The organism is Lysinibacillus sp. A4 (assembly GCF_024919535.1).
Classification (GTDB): Bacteria; Bacillota; Bacilli; order Bacillales_A; family Planococcaceae; genus Lysinibacillus; species Lysinibacillus capsici.
On record NZ_JANWTB010000001.1, the window covers coordinates 330,631 to 353,266 of the forward strand.

Genomic DNA, 22,636 nt, shown 5'->3' on the forward strand with positions numbered 1-22,636 from the left:
CCACAAAAAACCAATTTCAGTTGTCTCCAACTGCTCTCTAAAACCTTTTTTAAAATATTTTTCTACAACTATTTTTTCCCATAAAAAATCCCCCTTCATGGTTGAAACCATAAAGGGAGATGACGAGATTATTTTGTTAATTCCTCTACAAATTCAACAGGTACGTATGTTTTGCCAGATTCTAATAAAGCAGGGGCTACTTTAAATTGGCGAAGCGCTTTATTATAACCATATTCTTTTTGACCTCGCGTAATTGTATACGAAAGGGCTCCTTTTGAAACAATGGCACCTTTTGGCGTTACTTCTACTTTAAAGCCTAGCTTTTCAGCGATTAAGCGTAGCGGCACCATTTTTGTCCCATCTACTTCGTAAAAGTCTTTATTGATAATTTCTTGAACCGCTGAATCAACTGGAGCTGGTTCTGGTGTTGGAACTGGATCCACTTCAACAGGCTCTTCCTTCTCAATTGTATCTAATACTATCACTTTTGATGGCGGTGTTTGAGCAGGGATGCTCATCGTTGCGATTGTGTAGAACACCACTAAATGTTGCTCTTTTAAATCGTCCACTTTCACAGCTTTGCCAGTAGCACTTGCTAGCTTCGTGTCTTCCCCAACATTTAACTTGAGGTTATTTTCAGTATCCACTAAATCTTTATTGAAGAAATCCACTTCCACGCTACCCATTTCTTCTGTTTCTACAATGATTACTTCTGGGTTGTATTGTGGTGGATAAATCGCAAGCATCGGCTTCTTGGCATATGAGTAAGCTGACACCTTATCTCCTTTTTGAAGCTTGGCTTCTTTTCCCATATTGTCAAAAACTAATGAGTCTTTATTGGCAATCACAATATTTGTATTGTCACCATCAACCAGTGTATAGTATGTGGCATTTTCACGTACTTCTACGTTTTCAACTGTACCTGTCACTTTAATAAAAATAGGCTGCACTTGTTGCTCCGAAGTTTCTGCGTTAATCACAGTAGCCTCTCCTTCGTTCGCTGATGCAGTTGGAGCTCCAATCGCGCCCCCTAATAATAATGCTGACATAGCAAATGGTACGACTTTCGTCATTTTCATACAAAAAGCATCTCCTTCATTTTCCCGAATTCAATAAAGTAGTCGTGTTCACACGAAAAAGGTTACAAACTGTCTCCATTTTTATGGCTAGAGCTTTGCTTCCTCATTTTGAGCGATAGCGATTTGCGAGCGACTTCTCTTGAATATTCGATTTACTAGATGGCGGTGCTTTGCTTTTGGATATTCGCTTCTTCGCAATTTTATTCTCCCCCGATCAAAAGATAAATCTCAGACGATTCAGGATGCGCTGTAAGAAATACTGGTTTTCGCTTTGCTGGGTTCTTAGCTCGCGGGCGACGTCGGGGTGGTCAGTGATGACGCCGCTGACATTTTTTTCGATAAAGGTTTGCAGGGAGCGGTCGTCATTGAGTGTCCAAACAAATAAATCGGTCGGATGTTGCTTCAATTCTTCGATAAGCTGCTCCGTTACCCAGGATTCCTCCAATGCGATAAAATCAACATTTTCCTCCATCGGTCCAATATTGAGTGCATAGACAATACCGACTCGCAAATTCGGCACCAATTTTTTTAATTGCGTCATTTTCTGTCCATCAGCGGATTGCACATAATAGGAATCTAGCACCTTGTATTTTCGTAGCTTCTCTACTAATTTAGGTAAAACATCTTCTGTTTCTTGACCATGCACCTTTAATTCGATTAGAAGCGCCACATCTAACGCTTTGGCAATTTCAATACAATCATCTAATGAAGCAATTTTATCGCTAAAGCCATTTTGATGAATGGTTAACGTTTTTAGTTCGCTCAGGGTCATATTCGCAATAACACCATTTTTACCTGCTAACCTTCGTAATGTTCGATCATGGAAGACGACGAATTCCCCATCCACCGTTTGTTGAATGTCGATTTCAATTAAATCTGCCCCCGCATTGGCTGCACTCACCAATCCACTAATTGTATTTTCTACATTGCCTGCTACATAGCCGCGGTGGGCAATAATTTTGGTATCTGGCGCATAGACACTTTTCTCTAATGAATTGATATTCATCATACTTAATACGAGAAACACAATGCCACTGATCAATAGTAATGGCTTATAGTGCCGCTTCCGATGTGTAGTTCCGCTCACTTTTCCTATAACTAGCGTATTATACGTGATGGCGACCATAACTTGTGAAAACATCGCCTGTAATAAACTAAATAGCACCACAAAGACCATTTCTAAAAAGGCTAGTGTCAGCCCAGCCGTAACCAAGGCTGCACTTGGCATTAAACGTTCAATTAAATAGAGGGGAAACGTAGCGACCACTGTGATACCAAGCATCATCAACAGATGACCTGTTAAAAGCATAGCTAGTAGCACGACTAGTTCAAATAAACCACGCTTGGAAAATCGCCAGCTTTGCTTAAAAGAACGCAAAATAGAGATGTTCGGCTGGATTGTAAAGATAGGTAACGTTAAGATGCTTCGAATACCTATCATCACGATGATGCTTGCCACCGCAGCATATGCTAGCCTACCCGCTTGACTACTCATGATTTCTTCAGTTAGAAAATGTGGTAGGGAGATGGATTGAGTCAATGTAAGGGGTAGCATAAAGGAAGCTAGTGGCATTAATAGTGCTAAATAGACGATGAGAAATAGAACTTGCACACTAAAAAAATAGACAACCTTGCGATTTAATTGTTGCCATAAAGGAAGAAATCGGTAACGAAGTCCTCGTTGCTGATGAAAGGCCATGAGAAATAGAAAGCCCATCTCATAATATACAAATAATAAAAACAGCAAAATTAATAGACAAATCATTATCATCACAAAGGGATGCGTCACAAAGCTTTGCCAATTTTGCTCAGTAATATGTGTAAACCCTGTTACTCGTAGCATGAGCTTCAAAACGATAGAGGTTACAGGGATCATTAATAAAAACTGAAAGATTCTAATTAATGCAAAAACCTGTACATAATCGAATCGATAAACATAAATATTATGGACAGCCTGTCGCATTACTTGTCCTGCCTTGTGCACATACTCACCCCTATCATGCTGTTAAAATCGCTCACTACTAACGTATGTTTTGACTGCTATGACCCATTCCTCGAAGCCAATAAAATAGCACTCCTCTACACCAAAGTAGGCGTCAATTTTTGTATTAATCGTGACATTCACCATTTTTTTGAAACTTTTTAGCAGGCCACCCTGTATATAACTAGATACCCGCTACAGAAAGGAGCGCAAACATGAAATTCAACCTTGGTGATATCATTAGTACAACCGTTCTTTTATGTATGTTTCTAGCGATCTTTTTCGTAATGATCCATATGATCAAAAAAATGAAATCCACTGCCCCTGTGTCTCCTCCACCAACCATGCAACAGCAAGTAGAGGACTTATCAAAACGTGTGTCGACCCTAGAACAACAAGTAAAACAATTAACTGACAAACAATAGTCCCATAAAAAAATCGCTGGGAAGGATAACCTTCTCAGCGATTTTCATATACTATCTGACCATTCACAACCGTACATGCGACTTGAATGTGTGGAAGCTGCTCCATCTCTACCGTAAAAACGTCTTCTTGTAAAATCGTAAAGTCTGCAGCAAAGCCTTCTGCAATTTTGCCACGCATCAATTGCTGTCCAATGATTTCAGCCGCTCCTACTGTATACAAACGGACTGCCTCAAATCGGGAAATTTTCTCATGAGGGTTATAGCCATCATGTGTTTCCCCAAAATTTCTTCTAGTGACAGCCGCATAAATACCATGCAACGGGTTTGGCACTTCAATTGGCGCATCACTGCCGCCTGCGACAATCAGCCCTCTGTCAAGAAGCGATTTTAAAGGATGTAAGCCCTGTGCGCGCTCCTCTCCAAGTCTCGATAGCTCTGCTTGGTATTCTCCCTGTACAAACTGCGGCTGCATATCCACTGCCACTGGTAATGCAGCTAGCTTGGCTAATAGTTCCTCATCGACTAAGCTACAGTGAATTACGCGATCAAGCTGACCTTCCTGAGGAGGATATGCCGCAAAAACGTCTAAAATCGTGTCGATTGCTAAATCCCCAATGGCATGCACGGCAACGGTTTGTCCATATTGACGCGCCAGCTGAACATAGCTTGTTAATTGCTCAGTTGTATGAATAAGCATCCCTGCATTGTCCGAATCATCGCAGTAAGGCTGACGTAGTGCAGCCGTACGACCTCCAAAGGCTCCATCAATAAAAATTTTCATCGCACCAAACTCCAAAAATGGTGAGGAAGCTAAATCCATCTTCGCAACCTCTTCAAAGACTGTATGATGCTGTAATACATGCACCTTAAAGGATTGCTGTGCCTCTACTATTTTGCGATAAGCCTGAATCGGCTGGCTTGGCGGTCCATAATAGCTTAAATCCTCTGAATGTCCCCCTACTAAACCATAGGATTGCAATGAGGTCACCGCCTTTGTCAGTGCATCCTCAATATACGCAGGTGTAATATGTGGCATCTGGTTAACAATTAAATACAAGGCAGCATCCTTTAGGATCCCTGTGAGCTGACCATCTACTTTGTCAATGACACCCCCCTCTGGCGAAGGAGTCCTATTTGTAATTCCTGCAAAAGCGAGTGCCTTGGAATTGGCTAGAATCAAATGATGACAGCTCCGTTTAATGATTAAATGAGCATCTCCAAGGGCATCTAGCTCTGCTAAGGTCGGAAAAACGGGCTCCTCAAATTGGTTTTCATTTAGTCCAATCGCAATGACCCATTCATGTGCTGACGCCTCAGCCATTCGCTCCTGAAGCTTCACAAGTAACGCCTCTTTACTCGTAACTGCCGATACATCAAGATGCTTGAGTTTTTCTCCGTAGCCAATAATATGTAAATGGCTGTCGACAAAGCCTGGATACATGATATTGCCCTCTAAATGTTGGATAGAAGCAGCTAGTGGCGACAAGCTCTCCACTGAGCCTGTCGCCACAATTTTTCCATCTTCAACAAGGACTGCATCCACTGTTTCACCAACCTGAGCCATCGTGTAAATCTTACCACCTGTCCATAATGTTGCCAAAACAATTCCTCCCATGTCCTATGCTATTGCTTCAATTAAGTGCGCTCTTTCTAAGCGACGTCGAACGATCACACCAATCCATGCTGCAAGTACCGCTTTGACGATACCAACCACGATAAATGGTGCAACACCACCCATAAAGGCAGCTGTCCATGTATAATCTGCTACAATTTTTAACCACACTGTCCCAAACGCTAATGTAACAATCATCCCAATGATATTCGCAATAATAGCTTGAGTAAATGTAATACCAAATTTATCTAAGTATAAGCCCATAATAAAGGCTGTGGCAAGGAAGCCTACAATATATCCACCTGTTGGACCAACTAAAATTCCTAGTCCACCTGACATACCGCTAAATACAGGTAAACCTGCTGCCCCTAGTAAAATATATAATAGAACAGATAACGTGCCTAATCTTGTCCCTAAAATCGTCACGATAATTCCAACCGCTAACGTTTGACCTGTAATCGGGATAAGTGGTAGTGGGATTGTTACCTGTGCTAAAACTGCGATTATTGCTGCCCCAAATGCTGCTAACACATATTGATATGTACTTCCTTTTTTCAATGTAAAAAGCCTCCCCTTGTGCGTTAACTAATAATAAAAATAAGTTAACACAAAGATAAAGCAAATGAAAACCATTGTCAATCTATTTTAGAATAAAAAAAGAAATTGCTAGATTAGCCTAGCAATTTCTTGCCAAAATCATTACCATAAAGGTTCATTCATCGGGTCTTTCTCTTGTAGCTTAAACACATATGGCGCAATTTGATAATGGTAGAAGAACATGCCCACTAAAAAGAAAATGAGACCGATAACAAAATGATGGAAAACATGCTGTAGCATAATCAGCAGTGGCACTGGCATCGTCATTACACCACTGATTTGCATGGATTTTTTTGTGCGATATTGTTTTTGTCCACAATGAGGGCACACAATTTCACTATTTTTGCGATATAATTTACGTGCATCCTTCTCAGACCAACTCTCCCCACATTCAATACAAACAGGTAAACCATACCCCTTTTTCAATAGATAGCGTTTGACAATAAATGTAGCGCCTATAAAAATGCTCAGTAAAATCATTCCTCTTACATAATCCGAAGCAAATAGTGACCACCAATGCCAATTATCGGACTGTAGGCTAGCCGCCTGATGGCCTGAACTCTGTTGCCCCTTCTGTTGTGTCAAGATATAGCTAAAACCGATAACAAAAATAGTAAAGGTTGCGAACACGATGCGATATGTCCATTGACCATCTGCTTTACGTTGAACTTTTCGTCGTGCTTTCTCCGCGATTACCTGTTTGCGCTGCTGTGAGAGCTTGACATCTTGTAGCTCCTTTAATAGTTCCTCTTTAAATTGATTCATGGCGTAGCACCTCCCAATCAAAGTCACCCATTGCTGTTGCTAATTGTTTACGAGCTCGCTGTAATCTTGTGCGAATCGTTGCTTCTGGACAGTGTACAAGCTGTGCAATTTCCACTGTCGACATCTCCTCAAAATAATACAAAATCAAGACCTCTCGATAGGCAACTGATAATGTAAACAATGCCTCTACCAGCTCTTTTTTTACCGTTTTCTCTAGCATCTCCTTTTCAGGTGTCATAGCTGTTGTGCGCCCCGTGATCTTTTCAAACAATGTCAGTCGTTTACTTTTCCAACTTCGTAAATAATCGTGACTTCGATTAACCGTCATTTTCACTAAATATGTACGTAAGGATGCTTCCTGACGAAACTGTCCCTGCTTTTGATAAAAGGCGATGAACACATCCTGCACGATGTCCTCCGCCGTTGCCTTATTTTTTACATATAGATAGGCGACCTTTAGTAAGTAATCACCGTGCTCCTCGATTATCTGTTCAATAGCCATCATTGCCCTCACCTACTTTCTACACTACTGACGGTCGCCATAACGAATGCGATTCATTTTATCAAAAAAAATCCGTAATTTTTAAATCATTACGGATTTCTTCAAGCTAAATACCTATTTTTTGCATAGTAGAGACAACTTTGAGCATTCGATCGTCTAAATCGGCGCCTGTGAATCGAGGCAATCTCAATTCATTCACGATAGCACCATCAGACATAAAAAGGATACGCTCTGTTCTTGCGGCAATCTTTGGATCATGGGTCACAAGCATCACCGTTGTGCCTTCACTATTGATGGAGGCTAATAAATCCATGATTTCCTGAGCAGACGTTGAATTCAATGCGCCTGTGGGTTCATCTCCAAAGATCACCTGCGGGTTGCTAATCAAGGCCCGGCAGATGCCTGCCCGTTGAAGCTGCCCACCAGACACTTGTGTAATATCTCGCTTTGCCAAGTCTGCAATCCCCATTTTGTTCATGATCTGTAGTGCCCTTTCTGTCAAGGCCCTGACATTTTTTCGCTCATCACGCATCGCAGGTAACAGGATATTATCGAGGATATTTAAGCTTTTTAGAAAGGTCGGCTGCTGAAAGACAAAGCCCATTTTCGTTCTACGCAAATCAGCCAGTTCTTTGTCACTTAATGTCGTTAAGTCCATTCCATCAAAGATGACCTGACCTTGATCAATACTGTCCATTCCGCTAAGGGCATACAACAGTGTCGATTTACCACAGCCTGATGGGCCCATGATGGAAATAAACTCCCCTTGATTGATGGCAACTGATACATCCAGTAAAACGGGATGCTGTTCTTTGCCTACCTGAAACGTCTTTGCTATTTGCTCACCACTTACGATATTCATAGGTTCTACTCCTTTATATGCTCAATAATTTTTACCTGCCCTGCCCTTGACGTACCAAATAGCGTAGCTAGCAGAACAACGCTTGTAAGCGCTAGTGGGCAAAAAACATACGCTGCTAGTGGATTAATCATAAAATCAAAGGAAGCCGCCCCGAATGAGGCAATGACCGTACTAGTTAAATATTCACCTAACGTGTTTGCGAGCAACGTCCCCATCGAGATAGCAAGCAGTAATACAAAAATCGAACGTGCAGCATATTGTGTAGCTATATCGACATTCGTGAATCCCAATGCCTTCATGATAGCGATGGGCGCTTGATCCTTCGCAATCAGCATATTCATAAATAATAATGTCACGAGCACACACAGCAATAAGGCAATGACGAGTGCTGCACGAGCTGCCTTTTCGATGGCATGAATCGTCGTACCAAAAGTTTGATAAATATAATCATCAATACCTGACACTTTGGCAAATGAGAAGGTTTTTGCATATTCCGCCCTTTTATCTGCAACAAGAGATGGATCTGCCATCGTACTATAGACGACACTCCACATGCTATCCGTAGAATGGTCAGAGAAAGCTGCCTTCGCAGTCTTGCCTCCATTGGTAATATCTGAATAAATACCGCTGATCCTCAAATTTTTCTTCTGTCCATTAATGACCACTGCTAAACTATCGCCAACCTTTTTTTGAAGCTCCTCTGCATTGAGCACCGAAAGTGCCACTTCATTAGGAGCAACCGGAGCCTCTCCGTGTGCATATTCTAAGGGAAAAATCGTATGGTCACCCAGCTCTATTTTTAGGTTTTGCGCTGTTCCGTCCTCGGCAATCGTTGTGAATTTTTTTGTTGTCAAAACAGTGTAATTCTTAATGGCTGTGTCATGCTCAAGCCTATCCATCACCGCTGCCACCTGTTGTTCATTTTGCTTGCCTTGTGGGATATCAATTCGGATGTCACTGTTCCCAATACCCATATACGTAATAAAGCTTTTAGCTGCAATTGTGTTGTGTAAGTTTTGAGGGACGATGATAATAAATGTTGCCAATACTAATACTGCAAGCATTGTCGCATAAAGTGTTTTTCGTGATAGCACATCCTTTATGCCAAGGAAAAGATTAATCGGTAGCCTTTTATTGGCGCTGAGGTTCAATAATTTTGCATGTTGCCCTTTTCCTTGCATTGTGCCAAAGCGCAGAGCCTGCGTGGCTGATAGCTTGCGAAACTGTTTCAGTACCGATTGTACATAGCCCATAATCACGATAAACACGAGCAACAACCCCAAACCTGTGAACAACCAAATGAGTGAAACATTGTCCGTTTCTCCCATGAACAGACGGATATTTTCTAATAGAATATCTCGAAGGAAGAAGGAACAGGCAAAACCGAGCATACAACCAATCACAGCTATAACGCCATATTTGGCTAGATACATTTTCTGAATATCTGCCACTCGTAGGCCAATTGCTTTCATCACACCGATTTCTCGAGTATCCTCTTCAATTTTAGTGAGCAATGTAAATCGAATACACATAAACGCAATAGCGACTACAAGGACACTGATGAGCAAGATAACAGCAATCATAAGCCCATCTGATATGGCATTCAGCATTTGAAAAAGCTTATAGGTAATGGTTGGTCCATTTGCTTCTAACCCTGCACTTGTATAGGCTTCTTCAAAATTCTTTAAATCCGCTAAATTTTTCAAACGAAACTCAATTAAATATTCAACTGTTCCCGCTTCCTGGATTGCTGCATAATCTTGTTCACTGACAAGAAAGCGTTTGGAGGAAGCCAGCATTGAGTTCATCTGTGAATCCCTTAGAAATCCTGCTATTGTAAAGGTTTGATCATGAACGATGACAGTATCCCCCAAGTCGGCAATGCCGTCCTTCCAATAGCTTACAGGTACATAAATATCACCATTTGCCACTTCAATCACATGACCATCAAGATCAAGTAAATAATCAAATTTCTCACTTTGTGTGCTGAAACCATTGTCCTGCACACTGTGTGCCAATGTGGTACCCGCAATATGGATCTTCGAGCCCTCCACATTTAAAAATTCATTCATTTGATATTCATCTACATATTTATTTTGCTCTGCAAATTCAGAAAGCCGCACTTGATCGATTTCCCCTGCATGCATCTGAAGAAAATGAGACGTTTCTGCTTGTTTCATCAGTGTGTCAATTGCGCTTGTCAAATGGACCATAAGTACTGCTGATAGTGTGACAAGTAAAGCTGCTACCGCCACAAATAGCATGGTCATACCTGTAATTAGCTTACTATTTGCCATATCATTTCGCACAATTTTCCAATACATAAGTCACCTCTTTGTATATTGTTAATCGCCATCAAATCTAACAAGACCTAAAATATTTAGTTCGGACTGCCTTCTCCTTTATTTCCAAACATTCGCATCATATACAATAAGCTACCACTTTCCACCCCTAGCATTCGTTCAATATTAAAAATTAATGCCGGAATACGAGCAGCTCTTTCCTCATCTGTCATCAACACGAGATCATCATCGAATACCGTATTGGTATAAGCGATAATCATTTCCATACACTCATAGGGATAAGGCGTTTGGTAAATACCTTGCTCAATGCCCTCCCGAATAATGGCAGTAAGGATTGGTGGCACTTGATTGATGACCACTTGCTGTATTTTACGGTGCATCAAGGCATTTTGCGGTCTATGAACATGCTCCATCATTTCCTGTCCACCCTGTTCATTTTGCATATTCAATGCCATGACAACGCGCAATATCCGCTCATTTACAGCTATAGTCTTGTCTGCTGCAACGGTTTTCGCCTTTGCGAGCATTGTGCTTGTATAACGCTCAATGAGCGCATCCATAATGTCTTCCTTAGATTTAAAGTGATAATAGAGGGTACCTCGAGCAATGCCTACTTTTTCCAAAATATTACTCGTACTAGTGCCATCAAATCCCTTCTGTGCAAATAATTCATCCGCTGCATCTAATATTTCATTTCTGCGTTCTTCCGCTTTTTTTATTTCTCTCATAAGACAACTCCTTATAATTGACCGACTGCCTGTCGATATATCTCTTCTTTATCCTAGCATAGGACTACTTCTGTTGGCAATAATTTCTACAAAAAAAAGAATCTGCTTTACGCAGATCCTTATTTTTGTAGTTCCTCGTTCTTCCGATATTCCAAAATATCGCCAGGCTGGCAATCCAATGCCTCACAAATAGCCTCTAATGTTGAAAAGCGGATGGCTTTGGCCTTGCCGTTTTTTAAAATCGAAAGGTTCGCCATCGTGATGCCAACTTTTTCTGAAAGCTCTGTGACACTCATTTTTCGTTTCGCCAGCATTACATCAATGTTAATGATCATTGCCATAGTATTCACCTCAAACCGTTAGATCATTTTCTGATTTGATATCGATGGCATTTTTTAGAAGCTTTTGCAGCACAGCAGCAAAGACTGCCACGACAAAGGAAGCAAAAATAATGACCATTCCGATAAGGATAAGACCTGGGGCATCGTCTACTTCCGCAGCATAGTATATCAGTGGCATGCCAACCACGTAAACACTACTAATAAGAATTGCACAATATTTGATCTTGATTAAAGCTTTGACAGACAGCTCTGAAAATGCAATGTTTTGGTCAATATAGCTTAATAGTTTGATCGTCGTAAATAGCGCAACAAAATAAGCAATAGCCGTTGCATAGACGCCAATTAAAGCAACAATGGTTAAAATGGGAGAATGCTCCACTGTATTCAAAGCAACACGAGGCACCACCCATACACATAAGGCAAGAACGGGTATACCTATTAGAAAAACAGCTATCTTTAAAAAGAGCGTTTCTCGTTTCATCTTACGCACCTCTTTTATTTATTCTCCTGTTTAATTTATCATATAGTTTATCGTTTTTCAATAAATTTTTATTCCAATTCAAGATGCGTTATAACACCCATTATTTGGTTTACTTTACTTTTTATTGTGCTATAATCAATCCAACCATTGAAAAGGGGGTATTCGATGATTTATTCGCCAACCGAAAAGACGATAGAAACGACACGTTTAATACTTCGACTTTTTACGCAAGCAGATGCACAGGAAGTAAGTGTTTTATGTAACAATTATGCGATCTATAAAAGCACATTGAGTTTACCTTATCCTTATACATTAGAATGTGCATTATCATGGATTTCCACGCATCAACAAAACTTTGAGGAAAATCGAAGTTACGAATTCGCGATAACAGACAAACAAAGTGGACAATTATATGGAGCGATAGGACTGTCAAATCAATCCCAACATCAAAGAGGAGAAATCGCTTATTGGATTGGAGAGCCCTATTGGGGTAATGGCTACGGAACAGAAGCTGCTCAAGCGATGATAGAATTTGCCTTTCAGGAGAAACAGTATCATCGTATTTACGCCCGGTATTTCCATTCCAATCCCGCCTCTGGGAAAATTATGGAGAAATGTGGCATGCGCTATGAGGGAACCTTAAAGGATCATATTTATAAAAACGGTACTTTTGAAGATATTGTGTTTTATGGCTTGCTTAATCCATCACACTAGCAACACGTTTACGAAAGAGGCACTTCCCTCGTAGATATGCCTCTCTCTCTTTTAAATACCATTTCCCATATCGCAATAATGATTATAGTGCGTAATTTGGTTGCGGCCGTTACGCTTTGATTTATAGAGCGCTTCATCCGCATGCTGGATAAGCTCCTCTACTTTCTGAATTTTGCCATGATCATTCGTACTGACACCAATACTAAATTCCAACTGAACCGTTTGATTATTCACTGTTAGTGACAGTGCCGTTAAGGTTTGATACAGGTTGTCAGCCAATGTTTGCACTGATTCACCTTCCTTTACTTGACTCAACACAATGAATTCATCCCCACCAAAACGGGCAACAATGGACTCAAAGGGCTGAAAATAGTCCTGTAAAGTTTTGGCTGTATTCGTCAAAGCATCATCGCCAAATAAATGACCATTCATGTCATTGATTTCTTTAAAATGGTCTAAATCCACCATCATCAAGGCCAATTGCTGATGATTTTCAGTCGCCTTTTCGACCATCTTTTTGGCCTGTTCATCAAAATAGCGACGATTGTAAATATTCGTCAGAGGATCAATATAGGCATTTTTTTCAAACTGCTTCTTATGATCGTTATATTCCATTTCAAACAATACATGTGAATAGTTTTCACGCTGGATTTCTAACAAAATATTTATATATTCCTTTTGTATCGCACATAATACAATTTTATTGCCTTGCTCCTCAATTAGCTTCACTAAAGAATTATAAATTAATTGAAGTAAAGAAAGGTCATTGTTTTGTAAAGCATAATGCTTTGTCTTTTGATATAAATCGATGGCCTCACTTATACGTCCCTGTCTTTCACACAGGAAGGCATAGGCATTGAGTACCTCAAGTTGTACTTTCGAATAGGGTGGATGATGAATCGTTGCCATTAATTCTTGTAATATCGTATTGGCTTCCTCAAATTCTTCAAGCCAAATAAGTGCAACAGCTAGGTTTGTCTTCGGATGGATAATCCCTGTATAAGGCTCTTTATGCTTTATTTCAAACGCATTCGCATAATATAAACTCTTTAAGGCAAATTCCTTAGCTGTCCGATAGCTTCCCATGGATATTTCTAAGTCGCTCAGATTGTTATAGATTTTCCCCATGCTCTCCACGTGCTGAATTGCTTCAGCAATTTTTAAGCCTTTCAGCATCAACTCTTCTGATTTCTTTAAATGACCAAATGTTCCCCAATAAATGGCTGCTAAATTGTAATATTGAATTACATCAATATCGTTGCCATGTTGAAAAGTTAGCTCACGATATTGTTCAAGGACACTTATAGAAAGCTGTAAATCACCCGTTTGAAAATAACTGGCACAGCTATAACGTAATAGAAGGATAGCCTTATCATACATTTCAAGCTTAATGGCACTTTCAATTGCGGCACTACTTATTTCTATATATTCTAAAAAACGATCCGCATTATATAACTCATTAAGCGTAATCCATAGTTCTTCAAATTCTTGTGCGTTCATACCGCCCCTCCTTTTCTTCATCCTTACTTCTTTAATACTACCTTTGACCTTAAAATATTACAATTCTTTGGACTCATTTATTTTTTCGACATTAAGTAATTCGGCCTAATAAAGAAAATCACTGTGTATTTTTTCCTACATTCAATTAAAGGTTATTTTAACATGGTACTTTCACTATAATTTTCCCCTAAACAAAAAACAAGCCTCTTTCAAGAGACTTGTTAAGATTCTTCTATGCCTAGGATGGCTATTAATGCCTTCGCTCTGTTGGCACTAAGGTGAATTTCTCCGCTTCCAGCCTTTTGGAGATAAATTGAACCCCCATAGCCCTTCCACATTTCAATACGGACGCCTTCTACTTCAAATGAATATTCGGGTGGCCTTTTCATATAATTTGCGGGCTGCCAAGGGATATCCTGTAAAAACTGAGCGACCTCTTTGTCATTTTCTAGCTCAAGCTTTTTTGTAATGGTTGGCTCTAGCTTTTCCAGTTTAGATAATAAACCATAATTTCTTACGACCCCGTTTTCCTCTATACTGCCTGTTCCCATAGAAGTTAAAGTAATATAATCCCCCTGCTTGACAGGAAAATCATCCAGCACAGGATACCAATTGGCCTGTTCATATTTTTCAGCAAGCTGTTCTTCCGTCATATGATCAAGGTCCTCGGGAATCACTCCTTCAATAAATAAGAAAACATTCGCTTCAACCTTTGCAACTGTTCCAACCATTGAAGAGCCATGTGAACTGGTCCGTATTACGATTTTATGCTCCTCTTGAAAGGCTGTTGCCTGATCAGTATAATGCGCTTGGAAATATCGTTTGGCATCAATATTGGCTACTTCTTGGTAAGCATAAAAAGTTGGATATTTTTCTTTATAGAAGGCATATAGCTTTGTTCGCGTTGTATACATCGGCAGTAGGGGCTCGAGATATGTTTCAACATACTGTTTCGGTGCTAATCCCTGAAATAGTGCTTCGTATTCAGATGCTTGATAAAGCATTTCCAACTGTTCTACCTGCTTCTTTCTCTCCGCCTCTAGCTCTGCCTTAGAATAATCAATCCCTAATGATTTCGCAAAATAGTAGGCGGCAACGAGCTTCTCATACGATAGATAGGCTTCCTCTTTATAAAATTCCTGCTCTTTCCCTGGCCACATTAGCCGATTAATCCGTTCGAAATGCTCAAGCTGTCTTTCATGAAATAGTGAGGTTGTTTGCTCTGTTTCGTTCGTAAGAAGCTGCACCATCATAAACCCCACCACACAAAGTGTCAGTAGGATGGTTAATAGAGTGAAACGAAAAGGCTTCCTTCTATTGATAGACTGTTTTAGTACTTGTTTTTTGACTCGTTCTTTGCTTGCTGTCATATCACCAGCGACTTTGAGTAATTCCTTCTGTATCTCATTCATGTCTAAGCACCTCCCATTCCTCCTGCTTTAGATGAGGCTTTAATGCTTCTCTTGCCCGCTTCAGTCTTGTTTTCACCGTATTCTCCGCAATGCCAAGTAGCTGGGCAATATCACGAATTTTCATTTCTTCAAAATAATAAAGGATAATAGGCTCCCGATAGGTAAGTGAAAGCTTTAAAATAGCTGCCCCAATGTGAGACCGTTCCTCTGCTGCCACAAGCTCATCTCGTTGTTTATTCCCCTGAATAGGAAATATTTTTTCTTGTAATAGTAATTTCTTATAATGCCAGCTTTTTAAATAATCCTTGCTTTGATTAATCGTTAGAGTGGATAAATACGCACGCAACTGCCCGCGTTCTTCATAACCACGCTGAGAAAATTTAATAAAGACCTCTTGCACAATATCCTCTGCGGTTTGTCGGTTTTTTACATAAAAATAGGCGAGACGTAATAAATGTGCTGCATGTTCTTCGATCATTTCCTCAAGTATGCCGTCCACCTCCCCTTCTTACACTATAAACGACTGCCACTGAATGACCGTTTCATTTTTTTAAATTTTTTCCTCAAGCACCTTGACCTTGGAGCATACTCCAATGTTAGGATGAATTTAGGAGGTACTTACATGAAAATTAAACAATTCGCCGAGAAATTTCAATTAACAACTGATACCGTTCGCTACTATGAAAAAGAGGGACTCTTACAGCCGCAAAAACAAGACAATGGCTACCGTGTGTATGATGCCATGTGTGAACATACAATGAAATTTATTATCGTTTTACGTCAGCTAGGCTTTACGCTTCAAGAAATTAAACATTTACTGACACTCGAACAAAAGCCTATTTCAACAGCATGTAATGAAGAAACGGTACAGCTATTTTCCACAAAGATTGCCCAAATTGAGCAGCAACTACGATTCTATCAGCATGCGCTTCATTCGTTACAACTGACAAAAACGTTAATGGCTGACGGACAATTTGAAGAAAATCAAGAAAAAATTGCCTTACTCATTGAGGATATGTATCAAAATTTACTGGAAGGTCGTGGTTAAATGTCACTACGTAAAATCATCTCAATCGAATATATCCTTGCTTTCATCATCACAGCTTCTTTCTATGGTCATCTAAATTTTCCATGGCTTTATTTTATTGTGTTTTTATTGCTCCCAGACATCACCATGGTTGGCTATCTCATCAATACAAAAATAGGCGCTCTTTTCTATAATATGGGGCATAGTTTTGTGTTACCTGCCATGTTGATGGTGATTGGTTTGCTAACGACTACATCAATACCTCTGATGGCTGCCCTGATTTGGCTCGCACATATTTTCTTAGATCGCGCACTTGGCTATGGTTTAAAATATGATGACGCTTTTAAGAAGACACATTTACAGCAGATTGCGTAATGAGGAGGAAAGTATGGCTAGCCATTTAACACTGCGATTTTTAGTAGAAATGGGTTAGAAAAATCTCCTAATTAAATGCTCTCTCGGGGTGGGATTACCATTATTCATCATCGGAATATGGAGTTGCTCTCTTTAAGCTAGCTGTTCTTGTTTTGTATAAAACAGGCAGAACACTAATTCCAAGCATGGTCATTTTCAGTCAACTAGTCTCCTTTCTCTTGCATCAAAAAACCAGCCGCCCTGCACAAACAGGTGGCTGGTTTTAGCGAATTAAACTAATAATAGTATGTGGTTCATGTTTTATATCGTCATATTTATTGACCATATCCAACACGATAGCTCCATCCTGTGTTATAGCATACACCCAGACGGCATGAGGATTTTGTTCTACATAATCCTTCCATGTAAATACTTCTGTAATTTTCGTTTGACGAAGTTGTGCACCTTGCTCTATCAGTTCATTGAGCTGATGAATATCATGCTGTGCATCGACAAGAAGCTGTCCCCCGTACTTCCGTGAGTAATTTTTAGGGTCTGTAGAATGTAAAGCCGTTTGAAAAATATTGAGACGCCCTAATTCTGGAACAAAGTCTGCACAAACAAGGACATTATAGGCGTCCTGCTTTGTTGCTACAATTAGTTGATCATATGGGGTTAAATCAACATAAAACTCAGTATGCTCGCTTAAAATATCACCTGTTTCCGTCTTAATACCATTTTGTCGAGCAGCAGATAAATCTTCCCATGCACGATCCATCATCAACACATCAATTCCGTTATTTTGCAGGGACGTTGCAAGCTGTGTTGTAAATGGAGAAGCGCCTACAATCACAATACCTTTCCCAGTGGAAGCTTGTAGATCTAATTTTTTCGCAAGCCAGCCAATGCTAAAGCCATGGGCAACCACTGTCGCAAAAACAAGTGCTAATGTGAGCGCTGTTAATAATTGTGCACTTTGAAAACCTACGTCTTGTAGTGCCGTTGTAAAGTAACCTGAAACGGTTAATGCTACAATCCCTCTCGGTGCAATCCACCCAATTAAGGCCCGTTCTTCCAATGTTAAGCCCGTATTAATGGTTGCAATCCAAATTGATAACGGTCGAACAATAAACATCATTGCTAGCACGAATAGTAGCATACGCCAATCAACGATTTGCCATAACGTATCGATGGTTAAAGACGACGTCAGCATAATAAAGACACTTGAAATTAAAATAACCGAAATATTTTCTTTAAAATGCAACAGCTCATGATGGCTTGTTAAATGCATATTTGCCATCACAAGCCCCATCACTGTCACAGCCAGTAAGCCCGTCTCGTGCATGATGGCATCGCTTAGGGCAAAAACAAGTAAAATAGTAGCAAGTAACAAAGGTGATTTCAAAAACTCTGGAATTAAACCACGCTCCAAGCATTGCCCCATTACATAACCGACGACCCCTCCTAACAGGGCGGCTAAAAAGGCGGAAACAAAGAAAACGGTAAGAGATGTCCCACCTTCTAAATGATATATACCCAAAACGACCTGATACGCAAATAGCGCTAACAATGCGCCAAAAGGATCTACAACGATGCCTTCCCACTTTAAGATAGCTGCTGGTCGCTCCTTCAATTTTGCTTGTCTCAATAAAGGCAAAATAACGGTTGGACCTGTCACAATAAATAATCCACCAATGACAAAAGAGACTGGCCATGATAGCCCTGCAACAAAATGCGCGGCAGTAGAGCCTGCAATCCAAGCGATGGCTGCCCCTACTGTGGAAATACGCAATATGGACTTCTTAAAGCCACGTATTTCTCGAAAATCAAGGCTTAAACTTCCTTCAAATAATATAACGGCAACTGCCAGAGAAATAATGGTATGAAAAATAGGGCCAAATGTCTCTTTAGGAGACACTAACCCTGTAAATGGACCAATAATTAGCCCAGCGATACTCATAATGACAATGGCAGGCATGCGAAAACGCCATGCTAACCACTGTGAAAACAAACCGATAAAAATAATAAAAGGTAACTGAAATAGTAAATTGTCAAACATATGTACCACCTACAATATCCTAGGATGAATGTATATTCCCTCATTTTAGAAGGACTAAACCTGTTACCTTACATTATGTACGTATTGTGCCAAAATTATCACTTTACCTCATCATGACCATAAACGTAATCACATTATAAAGCGCTGGTGCAACCAAAGCGAAAGCTAAACATACCACTGCAGCCCATTTTGTGTTCTTAATACCACGATCATCACCTGTCTTTAGATGATGAAAATAAGTTAATGTGAAATAAAAGCATAAAATCATAAACAAGGGGAAAATGAGTTGTTGAGCAAAGCCATGTAGAAATGTAGCCACTGAAGAAACCTCCTATTATATCCTCTTTATATAAATATTGTAATATACTAATTCTATTTCTACCATAAAAAAGCAGGATCCTCCACTCTGATCCTGCTCCTAATTATTTAGATGAATCTTTTTAACAATGATTCATATAGACCCACCATTAACAATCCAATTAATATTGGAATGAGGGATGTAAAACTGAAATAAAAGCCTACATCCTGATATTGTCCCGTAAAGTGAAATTGTAGCCAAGACACCTCATATGTTTCTCCTACCCCATATAAGAAAATAGTGGTAAATAAAAATAATGCCAGACATTTTAGTCCTTGCGCTTTTTTCATAGTATCACCTCATTGTACAACGGTCATTTGTTGCGCATAGCTTAAAAGATCCTCAACTGTTAATTCTGGATTTTGCCCAACCATACTATATTGGTAGCCGTTTTCTTGCCAAGCAAGGGAACGGAAATTTTCACCATCCATAACAGTGCCTTTTTGTCCTCGAATATCTATTTCTTTTTCATTTAAAATGGGACCAATATCTGCAACACTAGCATCTGCTTTAAAAATCGTGACAAAAAAGGCTAGCTCTCCATCTAAAACATAATCGAAAGAGTATTCTGGTCGTTCCTCTATCCCTTTAACCATGGATATGTTGTCTAACGTTAGACCATTTACTTCTGGTACTAATAAAAACTTTTCAAGCTGCTGCTTTACGTCGTCCAATGAAACGGATTCAGAAGTATCCTGTCCGCTAATTTCCTGAATCGTTACATCCTTTGGTAGATCTAGTGTAAATTGTTGAGCATCTATTTTTTCACCAAAATTAATCTTAGAATATTCAGTGAGCATATGAGTCCCTGCACTATCTGTCTTCATTTTTAATGTCAGCCAAGTCTTTTTATCAATCCAAGCTTCAATATCGCCGAATAACGATTCCGTATTCTTCGTTTTTGCGACGATTTTATAGGTATCTCTACCTGCAACCTTCTCTTCTCCTGCTATCTTAATATCATGCGTATCTTTAACCATATTAAAAATAAGCTGTACCTGATCTTTAGGTGATTGCAAGCTGTCTAATTCGGGTTGTGAATAATCCATTGTGTAGGCTGTTTTTTCAGTGACATCATAGCTAATCACTTTAGCATCATTTTTGACTGTGATAACATGTTCACCATTATCGCCTGTCATTTCTATCCGTCTATTGCTATCCTTTACCCATTCCTTCACTTGAGCTTTACCACCTAGCTCTCCCATATCTAACGTATATTCGCCATAATAAGTGAGTGGCTCTTTCGATTCTTGAAGGGCTTGGTCGATAATTTCCTGAGGTGTATAAGTTGCCTCTGAATTACAGCCCACCAAGCTAAATGTCATAACAGCAATTAAGCCTGCTGCTCGGCAAGATCTTTTCCAATTCATCATTCATTTACTCCTTTATAAGGTGGTAGCCAGCAAATTACCGCTGTTCCAATGTTCTCTCTAGAAAGCAGTTCGACAGTACCCCCATGTTTTTCAATAATTTGTTTTGTAATATTTAAGCCTAGTCCTGTTCCTCGTTCACCAGCCTTTGATCTCGCATAATCTGCTTGATACATTGGCTCGAATAATTTAACAATGTCCTGTTGTGGTATGCCTCTTCCGTGATTTTGCACAATTATATACATACCTTCTTGCTTGTTTAAAGCAGACTTCAAGAAATCAAAGCCCCATTCGGGATCATTTCCAGCATTGACTGCCGCTAAGCCTATTGTTGTCCCCTTTTCCCCATAACGCCAGGCGTTGCTCAATAAATTATCAATGACACGCTGAAGTTGTTTAGGATGCACAGCATAGAGTCCATCCACGGCACAGAAGACTTTTAATGTAAATCCTTCTTCCTCACATAACGGTTCATAGTCAGACAAGGCCATGTCAAAAAATTCTTCTCCATCCACAGCAATGAGCTCTAATGTATAGTTCGTTGATTGAAGTAAGGTAAACATCATTAAATCCTCTAGCATATGCTTCATCCGATCTGCCTTCGTAACGATGACCTGCTGATATTCTGCCACCTGCTGTTCTGATAAGCCTTTATTTTGTAAAGATTCCGCATAGGCTTGGATGGCTGTAAGGGGTGTTTTCAAATCATGGGAAATACTTGCAATCATCATTTCTTTTTGCTGTTGTTCCGCTTTTAAGGAAGCCCGAGTCTTTTCAATTTCAACCTGCATCGCCTCAAATGTTTTGGCGAGTGCCCCAATCTCATCTTTTCTTACGCTTAGAGTTGATTTAACATGCTGACCTTTCGCAAAATGACGCATGTGCTGCATCAGTTCACCTAATGGCCGATTCAGTTTCCGATGAAGCAACAAGATGACAGTTAAATAAATGATAAGAAACAACAGGATCGTGCTTGCGATGACAAGCCATGAACGCTTTTCTACACCCTTTACCCAATCTGTTCGTATTAATTGAATTTCATAGATGCCAAGCAAATCACCTTTTAGATATACAGGCTCCTTGTATGTAAAGGCGTTGTATGCTTGCTGTAAATCATATAAACCATTTAACATACGCTCTTTCCCTACATAGCCCGTTAGCAAAGGGTTGGAGGAATATAAAACATAGCCAGATTTCGTATAGAGGGTAATCGCCAGCTTCTCATTGGTAAGTTCCTCTATCTCCTCAAAATCGGCATTTTTTTGATAAAGCACTGGATTGTCAACGACATCTTTTACCTGATTTAGCTCTGTCCACTTGTCAAAGTACTCCGCCACATTTTTATCTTGGTAATAAGCATTAATCCACACATAAAGGCTATAAGCTCCTACTATGGGTATGACCATTACAATAAAAAACATAATTAGTAACCACGCTTTTATTTTCATAATGGTTCACCAATAAAACGGTAGCCCTTACCCCACACAGTTTGAATGAAATTTGGGTTTTTCACAGAATCCTTGAGCTTTTCGCGCAATGCCTTGATATGCACTGTGACAGTATGAGTGTCCTCTAACGTTGCTTGCTGCCAAATATGCTGATACAGTTCTTCTTTTGTAAAGGTTTGACTCGGATTTTTAGCTAGCAGCCTAACAAGGGCAAACTCCTTTTGAGTTAATGCAATTTCTTGCTGATAAACACATACTATTTGTCGTTGCCAATCTATTGTTAAACCATTCGCATAGGCAGTATGCTCTTCTATCACGTCTTGTTTGTGGTAGCGTCGCCAGCGTCTAAGATGAGAGGCAACTCGTGCCTTTAATTCTTCTAAGCTAAATGGTTTAGCGATATAATCGTCTGCCCCCTGCAAGCCCTCCACCTTATCCGCATCTTCCTTGCGGGCACTCATCATTAGGATTGGCACATCACTCTCCCAACGGATATTTTGACAAACCGTTAACCCATCCATTTCTGGCAGCATCCAATCCACTAGCACTAAATCGAAAGGTTGCGTTTGAAAATCTTCCAGTCCCTCAAGGCCCGTAGTAGCCCATGTCACACAATAGCCCTCCTGTTCTAGCGTATCCTTCACAATGCGCCCAATCGCTGTATCATCCTCAATCAGTAGTAATTTTTCCTTCATCATTTTCCTCCTGCATTCACCTT

General features: G+C 40.0%; 24 protein-coding genes. 4 read left to right on the forward strand and 20 right to left on the reverse strand.

The features are described from left to right. Nucleotides 1–128: 128 nt before the first annotated feature. Entirely contained in the window at nt 129–1,079 is a 951-nt protein-coding gene (locus NY607_RS02075) for a copper amine oxidase N-terminal domain-containing protein (protein ID WP_259419077.1), read from the reverse strand. A gap of 214 nt (nt 1,080–1,293) precedes the next feature. Further along, nucleotides 1,294–3,063, reverse strand: coding sequence for a glycerophosphodiester phosphodiesterase (locus NY607_RS02080; protein ID WP_259419078.1), 1,770 nt, complete (start codon nt 3,061–3,063; stop codon nt 1,294–1,296). 212 nt (nt 3,064–3,275) lie between these two features. Here NY607_RS02080 and NY607_RS02085 point away from each other — a divergent pair, with 212 nt between their 5' ends. Continuing rightward, complete coding sequence (locus NY607_RS02085) at nt 3,276–3,485, forward strand: hypothetical protein (protein WP_048390417.1); 210 nt, start codon at nt 3,276–3,278, stop codon at nt 3,483–3,485. A 34-nt stretch (nt 3,486–3,519) separates the two neighbouring features. Here NY607_RS02085 and NY607_RS02090 read toward each other — a convergent pair whose 3' ends face one another. The 9 genes from NY607_RS02090 to NY607_RS02130 form a co-directional block, all read right to left on the reverse strand. Continuing rightward, nucleotides 3,520–5,085, reverse strand: a complete 1,566-nt coding sequence (locus tag NY607_RS02090; protein WP_259419079.1) for an amidohydrolase — start codon at nt 5,083–5,085, stop codon at nt 3,520–3,522. 18 nt (nt 5,086–5,103) lie between these two features. Beyond that, entirely contained in the window at nt 5,104–5,655 is a 552-nt protein-coding gene (locus NY607_RS02095) for a biotin transporter BioY (protein ID WP_259419080.1), read from the reverse strand. 141 nt (nt 5,656–5,796) lie between these two features. Next, nucleotides 5,797–6,459, reverse strand: a complete 663-nt coding sequence (locus tag NY607_RS02100) for a TIGR04104 family putative zinc finger protein (protein WP_054550918.1) — start codon at nt 6,457–6,459, stop codon at nt 5,797–5,799. Further along, a complete protein-coding gene (locus NY607_RS02105) occupies nt 6,446–6,964 on the reverse strand; it encodes a sigma-70 family RNA polymerase sigma factor (protein ID WP_004229035.1) in 519 nt (172 codons plus the stop codon). The genes NY607_RS02100 and NY607_RS02105 overlap by 14 nt, the downstream gene beginning before the upstream one ends. Nucleotides 6,965–7,067: 103 nt before the next feature. Further along, nucleotides 7,068–7,823 (reverse strand): ABC transporter ATP-binding protein, encoded by a 756-nt coding sequence (locus NY607_RS02110; protein WP_103117877.1) that lies wholly within the window; start codon nt 7,821–7,823, stop codon nt 7,068–7,070. Nucleotides 7,824–7,828: 5 nt separating this feature from the next. After that, the gene (locus NY607_RS02115; protein ID WP_259419081.1) at nt 7,829–10,147 is read right to left on the reverse strand and encodes an ABC transporter permease; all 2,319 of its coding nucleotides are present in this window, start codon (nt 10,145–10,147) and stop codon (nt 7,829–7,831) included. A 56-nt stretch (nt 10,148–10,203) separates the two neighbouring features. Then, the gene (locus tag NY607_RS02120) at nt 10,204–10,854 is read right to left on the reverse strand and encodes a TetR/AcrR family transcriptional regulator (protein ID WP_048390403.1); all 651 of its coding nucleotides are present in this window, start codon (nt 10,852–10,854) and stop codon (nt 10,204–10,206) included. A 119-nt stretch (nt 10,855–10,973) separates the two neighbouring features. Continuing rightward, entirely contained in the window at nt 10,974–11,195 is a 222-nt protein-coding gene (locus NY607_RS02125; protein ID WP_004229042.1) for a helix-turn-helix domain-containing protein, read from the reverse strand. Between the two features lie 10 nt (nt 11,196–11,205). Next, complete coding sequence (locus NY607_RS02130; RefSeq protein WP_004229044.1) at nt 11,206–11,676, reverse strand: DUF2975 domain-containing protein; 471 nt, start codon at nt 11,674–11,676, stop codon at nt 11,206–11,208. Nucleotides 11,677–11,841: 165 nt separating this feature from the next. Here NY607_RS02130 and NY607_RS02135 point away from each other — a divergent pair, with 165 nt between their 5' ends. Beyond that, nucleotides 11,842–12,390, forward strand: coding sequence for a GNAT family N-acetyltransferase (locus NY607_RS02135; protein ID WP_004229045.1), 549 nt, complete (start codon nt 11,842–11,844; stop codon nt 12,388–12,390). 51 nt (nt 12,391–12,441) lie between these two features. On the opposite strand, the gene NY607_RS02140 is transcribed toward NY607_RS02135, so the two are convergent. The 3 genes from NY607_RS02140 to NY607_RS02150 form a co-directional block, all read right to left on the reverse strand. Then, nucleotides 12,442–13,890, reverse strand: coding sequence for a tetratricopeptide repeat-containing diguanylate cyclase (locus tag NY607_RS02140; protein ID WP_259419082.1), 1,449 nt, complete (start codon nt 13,888–13,890; stop codon nt 12,442–12,444). A 221-nt stretch (nt 13,891–14,111) separates the two neighbouring features. Beyond that, entirely contained in the window at nt 14,112–15,302 is a 1,191-nt protein-coding gene (locus NY607_RS02145) for a hypothetical protein (RefSeq protein WP_131519864.1), read from the reverse strand. Next, nucleotides 15,295–15,801: a sigma-70 family RNA polymerase sigma factor gene (locus NY607_RS02150; protein WP_066037455.1), complete on the reverse strand. Its 507-nt coding sequence runs from the start codon at nt 15,799–15,801 to the stop codon at nt 15,295–15,297. The genes NY607_RS02145 and NY607_RS02150 overlap by 8 nt, the downstream gene beginning before the upstream one ends. A 123-nt stretch (nt 15,802–15,924) precedes the next feature. On the opposite strand from NY607_RS02150, the gene NY607_RS02155 reads away from it, so the two are divergent. After that, the gene (locus tag NY607_RS02155) at nt 15,925–16,350 is read left to right on the forward strand and encodes a MerR family transcriptional regulator (RefSeq protein ID WP_048390393.1); all 426 of its coding nucleotides are present in this window, start codon (nt 15,925–15,927) and stop codon (nt 16,348–16,350) included. After that, nucleotides 16,351–16,704, forward strand: a complete 354-nt coding sequence (locus tag NY607_RS02160; protein ID WP_048390391.1) for a DUF4260 domain-containing protein — start codon at nt 16,351–16,353, stop codon at nt 16,702–16,704. 262 nt (nt 16,705–16,966) lie between these two features. Here NY607_RS02160 and NY607_RS02165 read toward each other — a convergent pair whose 3' ends face one another. The 6 genes from NY607_RS02165 to NY607_RS02190 all read right to left on the reverse strand — a co-directional run bounded on the left by NY607_RS02165 (nt 16,967) and on the right by NY607_RS02190 (nt 22,613). Next, on the reverse strand, nt 16,967–18,742 hold the full coding sequence (locus NY607_RS02165; RefSeq protein ID WP_054550908.1) for a cation:proton antiporter: 1,776 nt from the start codon (nt 18,740–18,742) through the stop codon (nt 16,967–16,969). A 103-nt stretch (nt 18,743–18,845) separates the two neighbouring features. After that, nucleotides 18,846–19,061, reverse strand: a complete 216-nt coding sequence (locus NY607_RS02170; protein WP_048390387.1) for a hypothetical protein — start codon at nt 19,059–19,061, stop codon at nt 18,846–18,848. A 107-nt stretch (nt 19,062–19,168) separates the two neighbouring features. After that, nucleotides 19,169–19,390 carry a hypothetical protein gene (locus tag NY607_RS02175; RefSeq protein WP_004229062.1) on the reverse strand — a complete coding sequence of 74 codons (222 nt, stop codon included), beginning with the start codon at nt 19,388–19,390 and terminating at the stop codon, nt 19,169–19,171. Between the two features lie 9 nt (nt 19,391–19,399). Then, nucleotides 19,400–20,470: a LolA family protein gene (locus NY607_RS02180; protein WP_131519863.1), complete on the reverse strand. Its 1,071-nt coding sequence runs from the start codon at nt 20,468–20,470 to the stop codon at nt 19,400–19,402. Beyond that, nucleotides 20,470–21,918 carry a HAMP domain-containing sensor histidine kinase gene (locus tag NY607_RS02185; protein WP_054550907.1) on the reverse strand — a complete coding sequence of 483 codons (1,449 nt, stop codon included), beginning with the start codon at nt 21,916–21,918 and terminating at the stop codon, nt 20,470–20,472. Before NY607_RS02185 ends, NY607_RS02180 begins: the two co-directional genes overlap by 1 nt. Then, nucleotides 21,915–22,613, reverse strand: coding sequence for a response regulator transcription factor (locus NY607_RS02190; RefSeq protein ID WP_054550906.1), 699 nt, complete (start codon nt 22,611–22,613; stop codon nt 21,915–21,917). The genes NY607_RS02185 and NY607_RS02190 overlap by 4 nt, the downstream gene beginning before the upstream one ends. Nucleotides 22,614–22,636 lie beyond the last annotated feature (23 nt).

Coding starts and splice junctions, on each gene's coding strand:
- NY607_RS02180 (WP_131519863.1), bottom strand. CDS start 20,470: ATGAATTGGAAAAGATCTTGCCGAGCAGCAGGCTTAATTGCTGTTATG.
- NY607_RS02140 (WP_259419082.1), bottom strand. CDS start 13,890: ATGAACGCACAAGAATTTGAAGAACTATGGATTACGCTTAATGAGTTA.
- NY607_RS02155 (WP_048390393.1), top strand. CDS start 15,925: ATGAAAATTAAACAATTCGCCGAGAAATTTCAATTAACAACTGATACC.
- NY607_RS02160 (WP_048390391.1), top strand. CDS start 16,351: ATGTCACTACGTAAAATCATCTCAATCGAATATATCCTTGCTTTCATC.
- NY607_RS02190 (WP_054550906.1), bottom strand. CDS start 22,613: ATGAAGGAAAAATTACTACTGATTGAGGATGATACAGCGATTGGGCGC.
- NY607_RS02135 (WP_004229045.1), top strand. CDS start 11,842: ATGATTTATTCGCCAACCGAAAAGACGATAGAAACGACACGTTTAATA.
- NY607_RS02075 (WP_259419077.1), bottom strand. CDS start 1,079: ATGAAAATGACGAAAGTCGTACCATTTGCTATGTCAGCATTATTATTA.
- NY607_RS02115 (WP_259419081.1), bottom strand. CDS start 10,147: ATGTATTGGAAAATTGTGCGAAATGATATGGCAAATAGTAAGCTAATT.
- NY607_RS02105 (WP_004229035.1), bottom strand. CDS start 6,964: ATGATGGCTATTGAACAGATAATCGAGGAGCACGGTGATTACTTACTA.
- NY607_RS02120 (WP_048390403.1), bottom strand. CDS start 10,854: ATGAGAGAAATAAAAAAAGCGGAAGAACGCAGAAATGAAATATTAGAT.
- NY607_RS02130 (WP_004229044.1), bottom strand. CDS start 11,676: ATGAAACGAGAAACGCTCTTTTTAAAGATAGCTGTTTTTCTAATAGGT.
- NY607_RS02125 (WP_004229042.1), bottom strand. CDS start 11,195: ATGGCAATGATCATTAACATTGATGTAATGCTGGCGAAACGAAAAATG.
- NY607_RS02185 (WP_054550907.1), bottom strand. CDS start 21,918: ATGAAAATAAAAGCGTGGTTACTAATTATGTTTTTTATTGTAATGGTC.
- NY607_RS02175 (WP_004229062.1), bottom strand. CDS start 19,390: ATGAAAAAAGCGCAAGGACTAAAATGTCTGGCATTATTTTTATTTACC.
- NY607_RS02100 (WP_054550918.1), bottom strand. CDS start 6,459: ATGAATCAATTTAAAGAGGAACTATTAAAGGAGCTACAAGATGTCAAG.
- NY607_RS02110 (WP_103117877.1), bottom strand. CDS start 7,823: ATGAATATCGTAAGTGGTGAGCAAATAGCAAAGACGTTTCAGGTAGGC.
- NY607_RS02085 (WP_048390417.1), top strand. CDS start 3,276: ATGAAATTCAACCTTGGTGATATCATTAGTACAACCGTTCTTTTATGT.
- NY607_RS02165 (WP_054550908.1), bottom strand. CDS start 18,742: ATGTTTGACAATTTACTATTTCAGTTACCTTTTATTATTTTTATCGGT.
- NY607_RS02145 (WP_131519864.1), bottom strand. CDS start 15,302: ATGAATGAGATACAGAAGGAATTACTCAAAGTCGCTGGTGATATGACA.